Raw genomic sequence first — 18,666 nt, 5'->3', positions numbered from 1 at the left:
TGCAAGTATGAGGTCCAGTATGAAACTAAAAACAAACATTAGCCACTTACATGGCAGTATCCGCGTTCCAGGTGACAAGTCTATCAGTCACCGTTCCATTATCTTTGGAAGTTTGGCTGAGGGTGAGACAAAGGTTTATGATATTTTAAGGGGCGAGGACGTGCTCTCAACTATTAAAGTTTTTCGTGACCTTGGTGTTGATATTGAGGATAAAGATGGGGTTATTACCATTCAAGGTGTCGGTATGGACGGCCTAAAAGCTCCGCAAAATGCCCTTGATATGGGAAATTCTGGCACCTCGATTCGCCTGATTTCAGGTGTCCTTGCAGGGGCCGACTTCGAAGTAGAGATGTTCGGAGACGACAGTCTATCCAAACGCCCTATGGATCGTGTGACCCTTCCACTGAAAAAAATGGGCGTTAGTATTTCAGGGCAAACTGAGCGAGACTTGCCTCCCCTTCACTTAAAAGGGACAAAAAACCTAAGACCTATTTATTATGAGTTGCCAATTGCCTCTGCCCAAGTCAAGTCAGCCTTGATGTTTGCGGCCTTGCAGGCTCAGGGGGAGTCTGTTATTATCGAGAAAGAGTGCACCCGTAATCATACTGAAGATATGTTGCAACAATTTGGTGGCCATTTAAGTGTGGAGGGCAAGAAAATCACAGTCCAAGGACCACAAAAACTGACTGGACAAAAGGTTGTCGTGCCAGGAGATATTTCCAGTGCAGCCTTTTGGTTAGTCGCAGGTTTGATTGTTCCAAATTCTCGTGTAGTGCTGCAGAATGTGGGGATCAACGAAACGCGCACCGGTATTATCGATGTCATTCGTGCCATGGGTGGAAAATTGGAAATAACTGAAATCGATCCAGTCGCTAAATCTGCTACTTTGACTGTTGAGTCTTCTGACTTGAAAGGAACAGAGATTGGTGGCGCTTTGATTCCACGTTTGATTGATGAATTGCCCATTATTGCCCTGCTTGCGACTCAAGCCCAAGGTGTAACAGTTATCAAGGATGCTGAGGAGCTAAAGGTCAAGGAAACAGACCGCATTCAGGTTGTGGCAGACGCTTTAAATAGCATGGGTGCGGATATTACTCCTACGGCAGATGGGATGATTATCAAAGGAAAATCAGCTCTTCACGGTGCTAGAGTCAATACGTTTGGTGACCACCGTATCGGCATGATGACAGCTATCGCAGCCCTCTTGGTTGCAGATGGAGAGGTGGATCTTGACCGTGCAGAAGCCATCAATACCAGCTATCCTAGTTTCTTTGATGATTTGGAGAACTTGATTCATGGCTAAGGTATTGCTAGGATTTATGGGGGCTGGAAAATCGACCATTGCAAGAGGCTTGAACCCTAATTACCTTGATATGGATGCTCTGATAGAGAAGCGCTTAGGTATGTCCATTGTGAATTTTTTCGCTGAAAAGGGAGAAGCGGCCTTTCGTCAAGTAGAATCAGAAGTCCTAGCTGATTTACTACAAACAGACCAAGTCGTGTCAACTGGTGGAGGTGTAGTCATTTCTCAGCGAAATCGCAATTTACTCAAGACCAATTCTGATAACATCTACCTGAAAGCAGATTTTGAAACCCTCTACCAACGTATCGCAGCTGATAAGGACAATCAGCGTCCACTTTTTCTAAATAATAGCAAGGAAGGATTAGCAGCTATTTTCCAAGAACGACAGGCTTGGTATGAGGAAGTAGCCAGTCGGGTTTTGGATGTGACCAAGTTAAGCCCAGAGGAAATTATAGAGGAACTGAGATGAAAATTGCTTATCTAGGTCCCAAGGGATCATTTTCACATCACGTTGTGCAGACAACTTTTCCTCATGAGGAATTGCAGGCCTTTGCCAATATTACAGATGTCATCAAGGCCTATGAGCAAGGCTTGGTGGACTATTCTGTGGTGCCAGTTGAAAATTCTATCGAGGGTAGTGTTCATGAAACCTTGGACTACCTTTTTCATCAGGCTCGCATTCAAGCAGTTGCAGAAATCGTTCAGCCTATTCATCAGCAGTTGATGGTGGTTCCAGGACATACTAAGATTGAAAAGATTTTTTCACATCCACAGGCCTTGGCTCAAGGAAAGAAATTCATCGATGAACAATATCCAGAGGCCCAAATCGAGGTAACAGCTAGTACAGCTTATGCGGCCCGTTTTATTTCTGAACATCCAGACCAGCCCTTTGCGGCCATTGCACCTAGAAGTTCTGCCGAAGAATATGGCTTGGAACTGATTGCTGAGGATATTCAGGAAATGGAAGCCAATTTCACACGTTTCTGGGTTCTGGGAGCTGAAGGTGCAGCTATTCCCTTGCAAGCACAAACTGAAAAAATGAGTTTGGCCTTGACCTTACCTGACAACCTTCCAGGTGCACTCTACAAGGCTCTTTCGACCTTTGCTTGGCGAGGAATTGACCTGACAAAAATTGAAAGTCGTCCACTCAAGACAGCGTTGGGCGAATACTTTTTCATTATTGATGTGGATTATGCTGATAAGGACTTGGTCCACTTTGCCCAAAAAGAATTAGAAGCGATTGGAATCCAGTATAAAGTTCTGGGTGCCTATCCTATTTATCCAATATCAGACCATGGAAAGGAGAGAAGATGAGTAAAGAAAATCCTTTAAGTCATCACGAGCAGTTGCGTTATGACTATCTCTTTAAGAACATTCATTACCTCAATGAGCGAGAAAAAAAAGAGTTTGCTTACTTGCAAGACAAATTAAATAGGGCAAGTAGTGACGCTCCCTCAGAAAGTCAGGCATTGACCGAGGATTATAGAAAGTCAAGTGCTAACACTTCGATTCCTTCTTATAATAGCCGTAGTCGTTCTGAGAGATACCAGAAGATCAATTCTCTTCCAAAGAAAAAAATCAAAAAGCGGAAGCTACGATGGGGCCGTATTTTCGCAGGTTTACTGGCTATCTTAGCTTGTCTGGCATTGGGTATGATTTTTATGTTCTTGAAAGGTTATACCAATGCTAATCCAGATAAAATTGCCAATGCCAGGGCAGCTCAAGTAGAAGTTTTTAATGGTCAGGATACCAGAGATGGTGTTAATATTTTGATCATGGGTACAGATGGGCGAATCGGTCAAAATAGTGCTGAGACGCGGACGGACTCTATTATGGTATTAAATGTTGGCGGCTCAGATAAGAAAATTAAGCTGGTCAGCTTCATGCGTGACAATTTGGTTTATATAGACGGTTACAGTCAAGTCATTAACGGTAGAAAACAGACGGATAACAAGTTAAACGTAGCCTATGAGTTAGGAGAACAAGAGGGGCAAAAAGGGGCAGAAATGGTTCGTCAAGTTTTGAAAGATAATTTTGATTTGGACATTAAGTACTATGCCTTGGTCGATTTTCAGGCCTTTGCTACAGCGATTGACACACTTTTCCCTGATGGGGTGACAATTGATGCTCAATTTTCAACATTGAATGGGCGTCCACTAACAGAAGCTACAGTCGGAGATGATTTACACGCTACTGAGACTGAGTCTCCAACCCAAACCATCAAAGTCGGAAAACAGCAGATGAATGGCTCGACCTTGCTCAATTATGCTCGTTTCCGTGATGATGATGAGGCGGATTACGGCCGTACCAAAAGACAGCAACAAGTACTGACAGCAGTTCTTCAGCAAATCAAAGATCCAACCAAGCTCTTTACAGGCTCAGAGGCACTTGGCAAGGTATTCGCAATGACCTCAACGAATGTTCCTTATACCTTCCTGTTAACAAATGGCTTGTCTTTCCTAGGCGGAGTTCAAAATGGTATTGAAAAATTGACGATTCCAGAACTTGGTGACTGGGTAGATGCCTATGATGTTTATGGAGGCTTGGGCTTGCTTGTCGATCAAAATAAATATCAGAATAAATTGTCTCAGATGGGCTTGAGATAAGATAAGACAGAAAAATCAAAGTTTGATAGCTATTTGGATAGCAGTCAGGCTTTGATTTTTACAGTCTGCAATAGATTTTCACCCCCTATTTGTGGTATAATGGAACGATACGATAGAAAGAATAATGAACAATATGACTGATTTAAAAGCAATTCAGGCTCGTAGCCTGGAGATGGCTGAATATTTTGTTGCATTTTGCAAGGAACATGATTTACTTTGTTATCTCTGTGGAGGAGGTGCTATTGGTACCCTTCGAAACAAGGGCTTTATTCCTTGGGATGACGACCTAGACTTTTTTATGCCTCGTAAAGATTATGAGAAATTAGCAGAATTATGGCCTTGTTATGCAGATGAGCGTTATTTCTTGTCGAAGAGTAACAAGGATTTTGTTGACCGCAATCTTTTTATTACCATTCGTGACAAGGAAACTACCTGTATTAAGCCTTATCAGCAGGATTTGAATTTACCACATGGTTTGGCCTTAGATGTCTTGCCTTTGGATTATTATCCGAAAAATCCAGCTGAGCGGAAGAAACAGGTTCGCTGGGCCTTGATTTATTCGCTCTTTTGTGCCCAAACTGTTCCAGAAAAGCATGGAGCTCTCATGAAATGGGGAAGCCGTATTTTACTGGGAGTGACTCCAAAATCTCTCCGTTATCGCATTTGGAAAAAAGCTGAGAAAGAAATGACCAAGTATAGTCTGGATGAGAGCGATGGCATCACAGAATTATGCTCAGGTCCTGGCTACATGAGAAACAAGTACCCAATCGCATCCTTTGAAGATAATCTCTTCTTGCCATTTGAAGGAACAGAGATGCCCATTCCAGTTGGCTATGATGCCTATCTCAGTACTGCTTTTGGCGATTATATGACTCCTCCGCCAGCAGACAAGCAAGTACCGCATCATGATGCTGTCATCGCTGATATGGATAAGTCTTATACAGAATACAAGGGAGAATATGGTGGCTAAGAAAAAAATCTTATTTTTTATGTGGTCTTTTTCTCTCGGGGGTGGAGCAGAGAAGATTCTGTCGACCATTGTTTCAAATCTAGATCCAGAAAAGTATGATATTGATATTCTTGAAATGGAGCACTTTGACAAGGGATACGAATCTGTTCCCAAGCATGTAGGCATTTTAAAATCCCTTCAGGATTATCGCCAAGCCAGATGGTTACGAGCTCTTTTGTGGAGAATGAGAGTTTATTTTCCAAGATTGACACGTCGCTTACTGGTGAAAGATGACTATGATGTTGAGGTTTCCTTTACCATTATGAATCCTCCACTTTTGTTCTCTAAAAGAAAAGAAGTCAAGAAGATCTCTTGGATTCATGGAAGTATCGAAGAATTTCTTAAGGATAGCTCCAAAAGAGAATCACATAGACGCCAGTTGGATGCTGCGAATACAATTGTAGGGATTTCAAAAAAGACCAGCAATTCTATCAAGGAAGTCTATCCAGATTATGCTTCGAAATTACAGACGGTCTACAATGGATATGATTTTAAGAGTATTCTAGAAAAATCTCAAGAGAAGATCGATATGGAGATTGCGCCTCAAAGTATCTGTACTATTGGACGGATTGAGGAAAATAAGGGTTCTGACCGTGTGGTGGAAGTGATACGATTATTACATCAAGAGGGAAAAAACTATCATCTCTATTTTATCGGGGCTGGGGATATGGAAGAGGAACTGAAAAAATGCGTCAAAGAATATGAGCTTGAAGACTATGTACATTTCCTTGGTTATCAAAAAAATCCTTATCAGTATTTATCTCAGATGAAAGTTCTTTTGTCTATGTCTAAACAAGAAGGTTTTCCTGGAGTGTATGTGGAGGCCTTGAGTTTAGGACTTCCTTTTGTCTCTACGGATGTTGGAGGGGCTGAGGAATTATCCCAAGACGGACAATTTGGACAAATCATTGAGAGCAATCAAGAGGCAGCTCAGGCAATTACTGACTACATGACCTCTGCTTCAAACTTCGATGTCAATGAGGCTAGTCAATTCATTCAACAATTCACAATTGCCAAACAAATCGAACAAGTAGAAAAACTATTAGAGGAGTAGCATGGAAACTGCATTAATTAGTGTCATTGTACCAGTCTATAATGTGGCGCAGTACCTAGAAAAATCGATAGCTTCCATTCAGAAGCAGACCTATCAGAATCTGGAAATCATTCTTGTTGATGATGGAGCAACGGATGAAAGTGGTCGCTTGTGTGATTCAATCGCTGAACAAGATGATAGGGTGTCAGTGCTTCATAAAAAGAATGAAGGTTTGTCGCAAGCACGAAACGATGGAATGAAGCAGGCTCACGGAGATTATCTGATTTTTATTGATTCAGATGATTATATCCATCCAGAAATGATTCAGAGCTTATATGAGCAATTAATTCAAGAAGATGCGGATGTTTCGAGCTGTGGTGTCATGAATGTCTATGCTAATGATGAAAGTCCACAATCAGCCAATCAGGATGACTATTTTGTCTGTGATTCTCAAACATTTTTAAGAGAATACCTCATAGGTGAAAAAATACCTGGAACGATTTGCAATAAGCTAATCAAGAGACAGATTGCAACTGCCCTATCCTTTCCAAAGGGATTGATTTACGAAGATGCCTATTATCATTTTGATTTAATCAAGTTGGCTAAGAAGTACGTTGTTAATACCAAACCCTATTATTACTATTTCCATAGAGGGGATAGTATTACGACTAAACCCTATGCAGAGAAGGATTTAGCCTATATTGATATCTACCAAAGGTTTTACAATGAAGTTGTGAAAAACTATCCAGATTTGAAAGAGGTTGCTTTTTTCAGATTAGCCTATGCCTACTTTTTTATTCTGGATAAGATGTTGCTAGATGATCAGTATAAACAGTTTGAAGCCTATTCTCAGATTCATCGTTTTTTAAAAGGCCATGCCTTTGCTATTGCTAGGAATTCAATTTTCCGTAAGGGGAGAAGAATTGGTGCTCTGGCTCTATTCATAAATATTTCCTTATATCGATTCTTATTACTAAAAAATATTGAAAAATCTAAAAAATTACATTAGAACGGGGGTGAGCAAGTGATTGATGGAAAACGATTATTATTTAGTTTGACCCTAGTCAGTTATGCCTTGACGCTAGTAAGTGGAATTGTGTATCTGTTTAATAATAACAACGTTAGCTTGCTTTCTACTTTATTGTTCTTACTGGTTAGTAGCTTAATTGCTTGTTGGAATGATATCAAGTATTATTTAATCCATTTTATTTTCTATTTAACTATTTTTGTCTTTCTGGTATCAAGACCGACCATTGATTACTTTAGGGATGGTGCTTTAGATACCTATCATCCCATAGCCTATCGCTTTGCCTTTATAGTCGTCATGGTTTCGATTCTGGGCTTGACCACAGGAGGCGTCCTGGCTCGTTACTTCATAGCTAGGAAGAAAATAAAAGTAGCAAATATAGGAAATTCTCTAAAAGAGTTTTATATCAAGCGGTTGCGCTTTGTATCGTTAGGAGTTTTTCTTCTGACCTATCCTTTCTATTTCATTCGGTTATTTGAACGACTCTTGTATCGCTTGCAGACTTCCTACTATGCCTACTATGCAAACTTTGAAAGTAAACTGCCCTATTTTACCTATATCTTATCAACATTTACGGTCTATGCAATGTGTATGTATTTGGCAACCAAGCCAAAGAAATGGCAGGCAACAGCAGTGCTTGTCTCCTTTATTGCAGCTAATACTATTCATTTGGTAATCGGGACACGAAATCCCTTTATTTTAAGTATTTTATTTGCTTTCGTTTATTACTTTATGCGTGAGCAAACAGAAAAGGGAAAATGGATTGGATTTAAAGAAAAGTTAGCAATTTTTGTAGGTTCTCCTATTCTCATGTTAGCGATGGGAATACTCAATTATGTACGGGATAATGTCCAAGTTTCCCATACAGGTTTCTGGGATATCTTACTTGACTTTATCTATAAACAAGGGACTAGTTTTGGTGTTCTAGCTCGAGGTTTTCTATTTAACAGTAGCCTCCCTTATCGAGATTTCCGTAATTTTACTTTTGGTCCTGTTCTTGATTATTTTGCAAGGGGAAGTTTGGGGGCCATTTTCGGAGGAAAAGCCTTTGAACATACAACCAATAGTGTGGAGCTAGCTATTGATAGTAATAGTTATGCCCACAATCTATCCTATCTTGTTTTGAACAAGGACTACTTGAAAGGACATGGTATCGGAAGTAGTTATATCATGGAGTTGTATACAGACTATGGTATGATAGGAGTCTTTCTACTTAGTCTCTTGCTAGGTATGTTATTTATAGCCATGTTGCAAGTAGCCTATCGCTCTAGAACAATCCTATTTGCCTTGTCCCTACTCATCTTGAATAATCTATTCTTTATGCCAAGAAGTAGCTTTTCAGAAAGTTTCTTCAATTTATTTACAATGCAATTCTGGGGAATTGTTCTTGTGATTATATTCGTAGCGAAAATGCTTACAAAAGAAAACCAGTATTTACTAAACAAAGGAGAAAAAAATCATGTTTGAACATTATTCAGTAGCTGATTTGTTTGCAAATCTTTACAAAAAACGAAAAGCAAATATTTTAGCTCTCATAGCTTTATTTGCTCTTATTGCTGTACCATTTACAATTAAAGCTGTTAAGAATAAAAATACTGTCAAAGACACAACAAGTTATTCAACTTATCTTAGCTATAAAATTACTCCTCCAGAAGATTCAGCCAAAACGATTTTGAATCATCAAATTGGTGGTTATAGTGATTTCTACGGGAAATTGATTGATGGGAATTTGAATGGAGCTTATCTTTTCAATGATGTAGATTCTAGTGAGTTGAAAAAAATTGCCAGTGAATTGGATACGACAGAAACAACCTTGAAAAATTCTACGAATGATTATTGGTGGAAAAAACTGACTGTCTACTATATGATTGACGATGCAGGGGTTGGTGTGAAAATTTTGACACCAAGTAAAGATGCTAATGACTTGTTGGAGCGAAAAATTGATGGATTGATTGAGAAATTTAAACACACTTTTGCAAATGTAAAAATTGAAAAATTGGAAACCATCAACTCTAAAGAATTGAATGCAAATGGTGAGACAGCGCTTGGATTGAATGTGAAGAATTTGATTCTCCGTTTAGCTGTTATTGGAGTAGTCTGTGTGATTTTGGTTGTGATGGGAAATGTATTGGTTTATCTCTTTAACCCAACAATCAATAGAGCAGGTGATTTTTCTCAATATCAAATTGATTTTGTAACAGAGATCACAACAATTGCCAACCTAGCAGATGTCTTGTCATACAAAAATGCTGGACAAGAATTAACAATAGTTAGCTCAAACAAAGCTATCCTAGATAAATTGAAACAAAATCAAGAGGCTTTAAAAGGAATGCATTTTGTCGATTTACAAGATGTGCCATCGCTTTTGGAAAGAGATACAGTCCTTCTTGTTGAAGAGTACGGAGTGACTCGTTATAAGAAATTTGAGCAAAGTCTTCAAGTTCTCAGAAACTTAAATCGTTCTATCCTCGGTGTAGCAACCTTTAAATTATAAGTATTCTGATGTGTCAGGTCTTCAAAGTTGGCTAAGAGTCGATTTTGAAGGCTTTTTCTATTTGTTAGTAGAAATTTTCTTTTGGAGTCTCCTACAGAAAGACCCTATGGAAAATCTATCCCGACAGAGGAGCCTTCTTTTGATAAAATCGTAAAAATCTAGTATAATAGATAGAACTGAAAGTATGAGGTTACTAGCAATGAAAATGAAACAAATTAGTGATACAACTTTGAAAATCACGATGTCTTTAGAGGATTTGATGGATCGTGGCATGGAGATTGCTGACTTTCTCGTTCCTCAAGAAAAAACAGAAGAGTTCTTTTATGCTATCTTGGATGAGTTAGAGATGCCTGATAGCTTTCTAGATACAGGCATGTTGAGCTTCCGTGTGACTCCAAAACCTGATAAGGTAGATGTCTTTGTGACCAAGTCTAAGATTGACCAAAATCTAGATTTTGAAGACTTATCAGATTTGCCAGACATGGAAGAATTGGCTCAAATGTCGCCAGATGAATTTATCAAAACCCTGGAAAAAAGCATCGCAGACAAAACCAAGGATGATATTGAAGCCATTCAATCTCTAGAGCAAGTCGAAGCCAAGGAAGAAGAGCAGGAGCAGGCTGAACAAGAAGCTGAGAGCAAGAAAGAACCTTACATCTACTACATCCTTTCTTTTGCTAAGTTGGCTGACTTGGTGGCTTTTGCCCAGACAGTGACTTTTGAGATGGAAACTTCTGAACTCTACAAAATGAACGAGCGCTATTATTTGACCATTTTAGTGGATATTGAAAATCATCCAAGTCCATATCCAGCTTGGCTGTTGGCTCGTATGCGTGAGTTTGCAGACGATAGTGACATCAGTCGCTCAGTCTTGCAGGAGTATGGCCAAGTCTTGATGAATCACGATGCAGTACTTAATCTGCAAAAGATTGGATAATCATTTCTGGAAAGCTTTTTCTAGATTTTAAGAAGAGCGAATCGTCTGATTCGTTTTTTCTTTTCTAGACTGAAATAGTGATTTACTATAATAGGAATTTTCACAAAATTCTGTTATAATGGCTATATTAGAAAATTTCGAGGAGACAAACATGACAGTTAAAATTGCTTTACTAGGATTTGGTACCGTTGCAAGTGGTGTGCCTTTCCTCCTAAAGGAAAATGGAGAAAAAATCAATCAATCAGCACATTCAGATATTGAAGTTGCCAAGGTATTGGTCAAGGATGAAGATGAAAAGAATCGCTTGCTTGCAGCAGGGAATGACTTTAACTTTGTAACCAATGTGGATGACATTTTGTCAGATCAAGACATTACGATCGTAGTGGAATTGATGGGGCGTATCGAACCTGCTAAAACCTTTATCACTCGTGCCTTGGAGGCTGGCAAACACGTTGTTACTGCTAACAAAGATCTTTTGGCTGTCCATGGTGCAGAATTGTTAGGAATCGCTAAAGCTAACAAGGTAGCACTTTACTACGAAGCAGCAGTAGCTGGTGGTATTCCAATCCTTCGTACTTTAGCAAATTCCTTGGCTTCTGATAAAATCACGCGCGTGCTTGGAGTAGTCAACGGAACTTCTAACTTCATGATGACCAAGATGGTGGAAGAAGGCTGGTCTTACGATGATGCTCTTGCGGAAGCACAAAGACTTGGATTTGCAGAAAGCGACCCTACAAATGACGTAGATGGGATTGATGCAGCCTACAAGATGGTGATTTTGAGCCAATTTGCCTTTGGCATGAAGGTTGCCTTTGATGATGTAGCCCACAAGGGAATCCGCAATATCACACCAGAAGACGTAGCTGTAGCTCAAGAGCTTGGTTATGTAGTGAAATTGGTTGGTTCTATCGAAGAAACTCCTTCAGGAATTGCTGCAGAAGTGACTCCAACCTTCCTTCCTAAAGCGCATCCACTTGCCAGTGTGAATGGGGTAATGAACGCTGTCTTTGTAGAATCTATCGGTATTGGTGAGTCTATGTACTATGGACCAGGTGCTGGTCAAAAACCAACTGCAACAAGTGTTGTAGCAGATATTGTCCGTATCGTTCGTCGCCTGAATGATGGAACCATCGGTAAAGACTTCAACGAATACAGCCGTGACTTGGCCTTGGCAAATCCTGAAGATGTCAAAGCTAATTACTACTTCTCAATTTTGGCACCAGACTCAAAAGGTCAGGTCTTGAAGTTGGCTGAAATCTTTAATGCCCAAGATATTTCCTTCAAGCAAATCCTCCAAGATGGCAAAGAAGGTGATAAGGCGCGTGTTGTGATTATCACACACAAGATTAATAAAGCCCAGCTTGAAAATGTTTCAGCTGAATTGAAGAAGGTTTCAGAATTCGATCTTTTGAATACCTTCAAGGTGCTAGGAGAATAAGATGAAGATTATTGTACCTGCAACCAGTGCCAATATCGGGCCAGGTTTTGACTCGGTCGGTGTAGCTATAACCAAGTATCTTCAAATTGAGGTATGTGAAGAACGAGATGAGTGGCTGATTGAACACCAGATTGGCAAATGGATACCACATGACGAGCGTAATCTCTTGCTCAAAATCGCTTTGCAAATTGTACCAGACTTGCAGCCAAGACGCTTGAAAATGACCAGTGATGTTCCCTTGGCGCGTGGTTTGGGTTCTTCCAGCTCGGTTATTGTAGCTGGGATTGAACTAGCCAACCAACTGGGTCAGCTCAACTTGTCAGACCATGAAAAATTGCAGTTAGCGACTAAGATTGAAGGGCATCCTGACAATGTGGCTCCAGCCATTTATGGTAATCTCGTTATTGCAAGCTCTGTTGATGGACAAGTTTCTGCTATCGTAGCAGACTTCCCAGAATGTGATTTTCTAGCCTACATTCCAAACTATGAATTGCGTACTCGAGACAGCCGTGGCGTCTTGCCTAAGAAATTATCTTACAAGGAAGCTGTTGCGGCTAGTTCTATCGCCAATGTGGCTGTTGCCGCCTTGTTGGCAGGAGACATGGTGACCGCTGGGCAAGCAATCGAGGGAGACCTCTTCCACGAGCGCTATCGTCAGGACTTGGTGAGAGAATTTGCGACGATTAAGCAAGTGGCCAAAGAAAATGGTGCCTATGCAACCTACCTCTCTGGTGCTGGGCCGACAGTTATGGTCTTGGCTTCTCATGACAAGATGCCAACGATTAAGGCAGAATTGGAAAAGCAACCCTTCAAAGGAAAGCTTCATGACTTGAAGGTTGATACCCAAGGTGTCCGTGTCGAAGCAAAATAAAGAATAGAAGATAGGATGGGGAAACTCTCGACCAGAGGGCTTCCTATCCTTTTTTTGAAAAGAATTCGAGTTAAAAACTTGATAAAGGAGAAATAAAGATGGCAGAAATTTATCTAGCAGGTGGTTGTTTTTGGGGCCTAGAGGAATATTTTTCACGCATTTCTGGAGTGCTAGCAACCAGTGTTGGCTACGCTAATGGACAAGTCGAAACGACCAATTACCAGCTGCTCAAGGAAACAGACCATGCAGAAACGGTTCAGGTAATTTATGATGAGAAGGCAGTGTCACTCAGAGAGATTTTACTTTATTATTTCCGTGTTATTGATCCATTATCAGTCAATCAACAAGGGAATGACCGTGGACGTCAGTATCGGACCGGTATATATTATCAGGATGAAGCAGACTTGCCAGCTATCTTCATAGTGGTGCAGGAGCAGGAGCGCATGCTTGGGCGAAAGATTGCAGTAGAGGTGGAGAAACTTCGCCACTACATTCTGGCTGAAGATTACCACCAAGACTATCTTAAGAAGAATCCTTCAGGTTACTGTCATATCGATGTGACCGATGCTGAGAAGCCATTGATTGATGCCTCTAACTATGAAAAGCCTAGTCAAGAGGTGTTAAAGGGCAGTTTATCTGAAGAATCCTATCGTGTTACCCAAGAAGCTTCTACAGAGGCTCCATTTACCAATGCCTATGACCAAACCTTTGAAGAGGGAATTTATGTAGACATCACGACAGGTGAGCCACTCTTTTTTGCCAAGGATAAGTTTGCCTCAGGATGTGGTTGGCCAAGTTTTAGTCGTCCGATTTCTAAGGAATTGATTCACTACTACAAGGACCTGAGTCATGGAATGGAGCGAATCGAGGTTCGTTCTCGGTCAGGAAACGCTCACTTGGGTCATGTTTTCACAGATGGACCGCGTGAGTTTGGTGGCCTCCGTTACTGTATCAATTCTGCTTCCTTGCGCTTTGTGGCCAAGGATGAGATGGAAGAGGAAGGATATGGCTATCTACTGCCTTACTTAAGCAAATAAAACAGAGAGGGTGGGCACTTCCCACTTTCTTTATTTCTAGAAAACGAATAGAAGGGATCTATGAAACACCTATTATCTTACTTTAAACCCTACTTCAAGGAATCGATTTTAGCACCCTTGTTCAAGCTGTTAGAAGCTGTTTTTGAGCTCTTGGTTCCCATGGTGATTGCTGGGATTGTTGACCAATCCTTGCCCCAGAGAAATCAAAATCATCTCTGGATGCAGATTGGCCTGCTCCTTATTTTTGCAGTGATTGGTGTTGTAGTGGCCTTAATAGCCCAGTTCTACTCAGCTAAGGCTGCGGTTGGATTTGCCAAAGAATTGACAGGTGACCTCTATCGCCATATTCTTTCCTTGCCCAAGGACAGCAGAGATCGTTTGACCACTTCTAGCTTGGTCACTCGCTTGACTTCGGATACCTACCAGATTCAGACTGGTATCAATCAATTCCTGCGTCTCTTTTTACGAGCGCCTATTATCGTTTTTGGAGCCATTTTTATGGCCTATCGAATCTCAGCTGAGCTGACTCTCTGGTTCTTGGTCATGGTTGTCATTTTGACCATTGTTATTGTAGGGCTCTCTAGACTGGTTAATCCTCTCTACAGCAGTCTGAGAAAGAAAACGGATCAGCTGGTTCAGGAAACGCGCCAGCAATTACAAGGGATGCGGGTTATTCGTGCTTTTGGTCAAGAAAAACGAGAGTTACAGATTTTTCAAACCCTTAACCAAGTTTATGCCAGATTGCAAGAAAAAACAGGCTTCTGGTCTAGTTTATTAACACCCCTGACCTATCTGATTGTAAATGGAACTCTCCTAGTCATTATCTGGCAAGGCTATATTTTTATTCAAGGAGGATTGCTCAGTCAAGGCGCTCTCATTGCCCTTATTAATTATCTCCTACAGATCTTGGTGGAATTGGTCAAGCTAGCCATGCTGATCAATTCTCTCAACCAGTCCTACATCTCAGCTAAGCGAATCGAGGAAGTCTTTGCTGAGGCTCCAGAAGACATCCATTCAGAATTAGAGAAAAAGCAAGTTACCAGCAATCAGGTTTTACAAGTTCAAGAACTGACCTTTACCTATCCTGATGCGGCCCAGCCTTCTCTGAGAGACATTTCCTTTGATATGACTCAAGGACAAATCCTTGGTATCATTGGGGGAACGGGTTCTGGTAAATCAAGCTTGGTGCAACTCATCCTTGGACTTTATCCAGCAGACAAGGGGAGCATAGACCTTTATCGAGATGGATCTAGTCCTCGTAATTTAGAGGAATGGCGGTCTTGGATTGCCTATGTGCCCCAAAAAGTCGAACTTTTTAAAGGAAGCATTCGTTCTAACTTGACTCTAGGTTTCAATCAAGAAGTAACGGACCAAGAACTTTGGCAGGGCTTGGAAATTGCACAAGCCAAGGATTTTGTCAGTGATAAGGAAGGACTCTTGGATGCCCTAGTTGAGGCAGGAGGTCGAAATTTCTCAGGTGGACAAAAACAACGGTTGTCTATCGCACGAGCAGTCTTGCGCCAGGCTCCGTTTCTCATCCTAGATGATGCGACCTCGGCCCTCGACACCATCACAGAGTCCAAGCTGTTGAAGGCTATTCGAGAGAACTTACCAAACACGAGCTTAATCTTGATTTCTCAAAGAACATCGACTTTAAAGATGGCTGACCAGATTCTCCTCTTGGAAAAAGGTGAGCTCCTAGCTATCGGCAAGCACGAGGACTTGATGAAATCCAGTCAAGTCTATCGCGAAATCAATGCATCCCAACATGGAAAGGAGGACTAGCATGAGACGACAAACTGCAAACCAGACGCTCAAACGTTTGGCCAAAGATTTAGCAAGTCATCCTTTACTCCTTTTCCTAGCCTTTCTAGGAACTATTGCCCAAGTTGGTTTATCGATCTATCTACCTATTCTGATTGGGCAGGTCATCGACCAAGTCCTAGTGACTGACTCTTCACCAGTTTTTTGGCAGATTTTTCTCCAAATGATCTTGGTGGTCATAGGAAATACCCTTGTGCAGTGGGTCAATCCTCTTCTCTATAATCGCCTAATCTTCTCTTATACCAGAGACTTGCGAGAGCAAATCATCCATAAGCTCCATCGGTTACCGATTGCTTTTGTGGATCGGCAAGGCAGTGGAGAGATGGTCAGTCGTGTGACCACAGATATAGAACAGTTGGCAGCCGGCTTGACCATGATTTTTAACCAATTTTTTATTGGCGTCTTAATGATTTTGGTTAGTATTCTAGCCATGCTTCAAATTCATCTCCTCATGACTCTTTTGGTCTTGCTGTTGACGCCACTGTCTATGGTGATTTCACGCTTTATTGCCAAGAGATCCTATCATCTCTTCCAAAAGCAAACAGAGACAAGGGGGATTCAGACACAATTAATTGAAGAATCGTTGAGCCAGCAGACCATTATCCAGTCCCTTAATGCTCAGGCAGAATTTATCCAAAGACTGCGTGAGGCTAATGACAACTATGCAGGTTATTCGCAGTCAGCTATCTTTTATTCTTCAACGGTTAATCCTTCGACTCGTTTTGTCAATGCGCTCATTTATGCCCTTCTAGCTGGAGTAGGAGCTTATCGTATCATGATGGGGTCCACCTTGACCATTGGACGCTTAGTGACTTTTTTGAACTATGTTCAACAGTACACCAAGCCTTTTAATGATATTTCTTCAGTGCTAGCTGAGTTGCAAAGTGCCTTGGCTTGCGCAGAGCGTGTTTATGCTGTCTTAGAGAGCCCTGAGGTGGCTGAAACAGGTAAGGAAGTTTTGACCAGTGACCAGGTTAAGGGAGCTATTTCCTTTAAACATGTCTATTTTGGCTACCATCCTGAGAAGATATTGATTAAGGACTTATCCATCGATATCCCAGCTGGTAGCAAGGTGGCTATTGTTGGTCCGACAGGTGCTGGAAAATCAACCCTTATCAATCTTCTCTTGCGTTTTTATCCCATTAACTCTGGAGATATCTTGCTGGATGGTCGTTCCATTTATGACTATAGTCGTGCCACTTTACGCCAGCAGTTTGGCATGGTGCTACAGGAAACCTGGCTCAAGCAAGGGACCATTCATGACAATATTGCCTTCGGCAATCCTGATGCTAGTCGGGAGCAAGTGATTGCTGCTGCCAAAGCAGCCAATGCGGACTTTTTCATCCAACAGTTGCCACAAGGATATGATACCAAGTTGGAAAATGCAGGAGAATCTCTCTCTGTCGGTCAAGCACAGCTCTTGACCATCGCCCGAGTCTTTCTGGCTATTCCAAAGATTCTTATCTTAGACGAAGCAACTTCATCCATTGATACGCGGACAGAAGTGCTGGTACAGGATGCCTTTGCCAAACTCATGAAGGGGCGCACAAGTTTTATCATTGCCCACCGCTTGTCAACCATTCAAGATGCAGATTTGATTCTTGTCTTGGTGGATGGCGACATTGTTGAGTATGGGAACCATCAGGACCTCATGGCTAGAAAAGGCAAGTATTACCAAATGCAGCAAGCTGCAGCTTTTAGCTCAGAATAAGCCTTTCTCTTTTGAAATTTTATGGACGAAAAAAGTTGCCTTCGGGTGACTTTTTTGTTACAATAGCTAGAAAAATTATTCACTGTAAATTGTCTTATAGAAAAGGAGCCTATAATGAAAGTCTATCAGCATGTAAATATCGTGACTTGTGACCAAGATTTCCATGTTTATCTGGATGGAATCTTAGCAGTTAAGGGTTCTCAAATCGTCTATGTTGGTCAAGAGAAGTCAGAGATTTTAGAGCAAGCTGAGCAGATTATAGACTATCAGGGAGCTTGGATCATGCCTGGATTGGTCAATTGCCACACCCATTCTGTTATGACAGGCTTGAGAGGGATTCGAGATGACAGCAATCTCCATGAATGGCTCAATGACTATATTTGGCCTGCAGAAGCTGAGTTTACACCAGATATGACTACCAAGGTGGTCAAAGAAGCGCTGACAGAAATGCTCCAGTCAGGAACAACAGCCTTCAACGATATGTATAATCCCAATGGAGTGGATATTGAGAGAATTTATCAGGCAGTAGAAGCTTCCAAGATGCGTTGTTATTTCTCACCGACCCTCTTTTCTTCAGAGACAGAAACAACTGCTGAGACTATAAGCAGAACACGAGCTATCATCGAGACAATCATAGGATATGAAAATCCAAATTTCAAGGTTATGGTGGCCCCACATTCTCCCTACAGCTGTAGTAGGGACTTGTTGGAGGGAAGCCTGGATATGGCAAAAGAGTTGGACATTCCCATCCATATCCATGTGGCGGAGACCAAGGAGGAATCAGGAATTATCCTGAAACGATACGGCAAACGCCCCCTCGCCTTTCTAGAAGAACTGGGTTACTTAGAACATCCGTCTGTCTTTGCTCATGGGGTCGAATTAAACGAGCGAGAAATTAAACGCTTGTCAACTTCTCAAGTGGCAATTGCGCATAATCCTATCAGTAATCTCAAATTGGCATCAGGAATTGCTCCAATTATCCAGCTCCAAAAAGCGGGAGTAGCAGTGGGAATTGCGACTGACTCGGTTGCTTCCAATAACAATCTGGATATGTTTGAGGAAGGACGGACAGCAGCCCTTCTTCAGAAGATGAAAAGTGGAGATGCCAGCCAATTTCCTATCGAAATGGCTCTCAAGGCACTGACAATCGAAGGGGCTAAGGTTCTAGGAATGGAAAATCAGATAGGAAGTCTGGAAGTTGGCAAGCAGGCAGATTTTCTTGTTATTCAACCACAAGGCAAAATCCATCTCCAACCTAAGGGGAATATGCTTTCTCATCTCGTCTATGCTGTTAAATCCAGTGATGTTGATGATGTTTATATCGCTGGAGAACAGGTTGTTAAGCAAGGTCAAGTCCTGACAGTAGAACTTTAGAA

The 18,666-nt window shown here is 41.4% G+C and carries 16 protein-coding genes; all 16 read left to right on the top strand.

What is annotated here, in order from left to right; translation table 11 throughout:
* Positions 1-19: 19 nt before the first annotated feature.
* The 16 genes from aroA (at position 20) to O3650_RS07430 (ending at position 18,664) form a co-directional block, all read left to right on the top strand.
* A complete protein-coding gene (gene aroA / locus O3650_RS07505) occupies positions 20-1,303 on the top strand; it encodes a 3-phosphoshikimate 1-carboxyvinyltransferase (protein ID WP_153192538.1) in 1,284 nt (427 codons plus the stop codon).
* On the top strand, positions 1,296-1,772 hold the full coding sequence (locus O3650_RS07500) for a shikimate kinase (RefSeq protein WP_153192536.1): 477 nt from the start codon (positions 1,296-1,298) through the stop codon (positions 1,770-1,772). The genes aroA and O3650_RS07500 overlap by 8 nt, the downstream gene beginning before the upstream one ends.
* The gene (gene pheA / locus O3650_RS07495) at positions 1,769-2,617 is read left to right on the top strand and encodes a prephenate dehydratase (protein WP_153192534.1); all 849 of its coding nucleotides are present in this window, start codon (positions 1,769-1,771) and stop codon (positions 2,615-2,617) included. Before O3650_RS07500 ends, pheA begins: the two co-directional genes overlap by 4 nt.
* The gene (locus O3650_RS07490) at positions 2,614-3,909 is read left to right on the top strand and encodes an LCP family protein (protein ID WP_153192532.1); all 1,296 of its coding nucleotides are present in this window, start codon (positions 2,614-2,616) and stop codon (positions 3,907-3,909) included. Before pheA ends, O3650_RS07490 begins: the two co-directional genes overlap by 4 nt.
* Before the next feature lie 124 nt (positions 3,910-4,033).
* Positions 4,034-4,879 (top strand): phosphorylcholine transferase LicD, encoded by an 846-nt coding sequence (locus tag O3650_RS07485; RefSeq protein ID WP_153192530.1) that lies wholly within the window; start codon positions 4,034-4,036, stop codon positions 4,877-4,879.
* Complete coding sequence (locus O3650_RS07480; protein ID WP_153192528.1) at positions 4,869-5,972, top strand: glycosyltransferase; 1,104 nt, start codon at positions 4,869-4,871, stop codon at positions 5,970-5,972. The genes O3650_RS07485 and O3650_RS07480 overlap by 11 nt, the downstream gene beginning before the upstream one ends.
* Position 5,973: 1 nt before the next feature.
* Positions 5,974-6,960 carry a glycosyltransferase family 2 protein gene (locus tag O3650_RS07475; RefSeq protein WP_153192526.1) on the top strand — a complete coding sequence of 329 codons (987 nt, stop codon included), beginning with the start codon at positions 5,974-5,976 and terminating at the stop codon, positions 6,958-6,960.
* Positions 6,961-6,975: 15 nt separating this feature from the next.
* Positions 6,976-8,445, top strand: coding sequence for an O-antigen polysaccharide polymerase Wzy family protein (locus O3650_RS07470; protein WP_203175343.1), 1,470 nt, complete (start codon positions 6,976-6,978; stop codon positions 8,443-8,445).
* Complete coding sequence (locus O3650_RS07465; protein ID WP_153192523.1) at positions 8,438-9,472, top strand: prephenate dehydratase; 1,035 nt, start codon at positions 8,438-8,440, stop codon at positions 9,470-9,472. Before O3650_RS07470 ends, O3650_RS07465 begins: the two co-directional genes overlap by 8 nt.
* A 199-nt stretch (positions 9,473-9,671) precedes the next feature.
* Positions 9,672-10,409 (top strand): adaptor protein MecA, encoded by a 738-nt coding sequence (mecA, locus tag O3650_RS07460; protein ID WP_023943094.1) that lies wholly within the window; start codon positions 9,672-9,674, stop codon positions 10,407-10,409.
* Between the two features lie 151 nt (positions 10,410-10,560).
* Positions 10,561-11,847: a homoserine dehydrogenase gene (locus tag O3650_RS07455; protein WP_203175341.1), complete on the top strand. Its 1,287-nt coding sequence runs from the start codon at positions 10,561-10,563 to the stop codon at positions 11,845-11,847.
* Position 11,848: 1 nt separating this feature from the next.
* A complete protein-coding gene (gene thrB / locus O3650_RS07450) occupies positions 11,849-12,718 on the top strand; it encodes a homoserine kinase (RefSeq protein WP_203175339.1) in 870 nt (289 codons plus the stop codon).
* Between the two features lie 98 nt (positions 12,719-12,816).
* Positions 12,817-13,755, top strand: a complete 939-nt coding sequence (msrB, locus tag O3650_RS07445) for a peptide-methionine (R)-S-oxide reductase MsrB (protein WP_371491836.1) — start codon at positions 12,817-12,819, stop codon at positions 13,753-13,755.
* A 60-nt stretch (positions 13,756-13,815) separates the two neighbouring features.
* Complete coding sequence (locus tag O3650_RS07440; protein ID WP_153192517.1) at positions 13,816-15,540, top strand: ABC transporter ATP-binding protein; 1,725 nt, start codon at positions 13,816-13,818, stop codon at positions 15,538-15,540.
* Between the two features lies 1 nt (position 15,541).
* On the top strand, positions 15,542-17,290 hold the full coding sequence (locus O3650_RS07435; protein WP_153192515.1) for an ABC transporter ATP-binding protein: 1,749 nt from the start codon (positions 15,542-15,544) through the stop codon (positions 17,288-17,290).
* Between the two features lie 114 nt (positions 17,291-17,404).
* Positions 17,405-18,664 (top strand): TRZ/ATZ family protein, encoded by a 1,260-nt coding sequence (locus O3650_RS07430; RefSeq protein WP_371491835.1) that lies wholly within the window; start codon positions 17,405-17,407, stop codon positions 18,662-18,664.
* The last annotated feature ends 2 nt before the right edge of the window (positions 18,665-18,666 follow it).

The organism is Streptococcus sp. 20925_1_24 (genome assembly GCF_041432335.1).
GTDB classification, from domain to species: Bacteria; Bacillota; Bacilli; order Lactobacillales; family Streptococcaceae; genus Streptococcus; species Streptococcus mitis_BM.
The sequence above is the reverse complement of the archived record's forward strand: the minus strand, read 5'-3'. Positions and strand labels throughout refer to the sequence as shown.

Excerpts from the sequence above, each read along its gene's own strand:
- thrB (WP_203175339.1), top strand. The coding sequence starts at position 11,849 with ATGAAGATTATTGTACCTGCAACCAGTGCCAATATCGGGCCAGGTTTT.
- O3650_RS07490 (WP_153192532.1), top strand. The coding sequence starts at position 2,614 with ATGAGTAAAGAAAATCCTTTAAGTCATCACGAGCAGTTGCGTTATGAC.
- O3650_RS07440 (WP_153192517.1), top strand. The coding sequence starts at position 13,816 with ATGAAACACCTATTATCTTACTTTAAACCCTACTTCAAGGAATCGATT.
- O3650_RS07480 (WP_153192528.1), top strand. The coding sequence starts at position 4,869 with ATGGTGGCTAAGAAAAAAATCTTATTTTTTATGTGGTCTTTTTCTCTC.
- O3650_RS07435 (WP_153192515.1), top strand. The coding sequence starts at position 15,542 with ATGAGACGACAAACTGCAAACCAGACGCTCAAACGTTTGGCCAAAGAT.
- O3650_RS07475 (WP_153192526.1), top strand. The coding sequence starts at position 5,974 with ATGGAAACTGCATTAATTAGTGTCATTGTACCAGTCTATAATGTGGCG.
- O3650_RS07500 (WP_153192536.1), top strand. The coding sequence starts at position 1,296 with ATGGCTAAGGTATTGCTAGGATTTATGGGGGCTGGAAAATCGACCATT.
- O3650_RS07430 (WP_371491835.1), top strand. The coding sequence starts at position 17,405 with ATGAAAGTCTATCAGCATGTAAATATCGTGACTTGTGACCAAGATTTC.
- O3650_RS07485 (WP_153192530.1), top strand. The coding sequence starts at position 4,034 with ATGAACAATATGACTGATTTAAAAGCAATTCAGGCTCGTAGCCTGGAG.
- pheA (WP_153192534.1), top strand. The coding sequence starts at position 1,769 with ATGAAAATTGCTTATCTAGGTCCCAAGGGATCATTTTCACATCACGTT.
- mecA (WP_023943094.1), top strand. The coding sequence starts at position 9,672 with ATGAAAATGAAACAAATTAGTGATACAACTTTGAAAATCACGATGTCT.
- aroA (WP_153192538.1), top strand. The coding sequence starts at position 20 with ATGAAACTAAAAACAAACATTAGCCACTTACATGGCAGTATCCGCGTT.
- O3650_RS07465 (WP_153192523.1), top strand. The coding sequence starts at position 8,438 with ATGTTTGAACATTATTCAGTAGCTGATTTGTTTGCAAATCTTTACAAA.
- msrB (WP_371491836.1), top strand. The coding sequence starts at position 12,817 with ATGGCAGAAATTTATCTAGCAGGTGGTTGTTTTTGGGGCCTAGAGGAA.
- O3650_RS07455 (WP_203175341.1), top strand. The coding sequence starts at position 10,561 with ATGACAGTTAAAATTGCTTTACTAGGATTTGGTACCGTTGCAAGTGGT.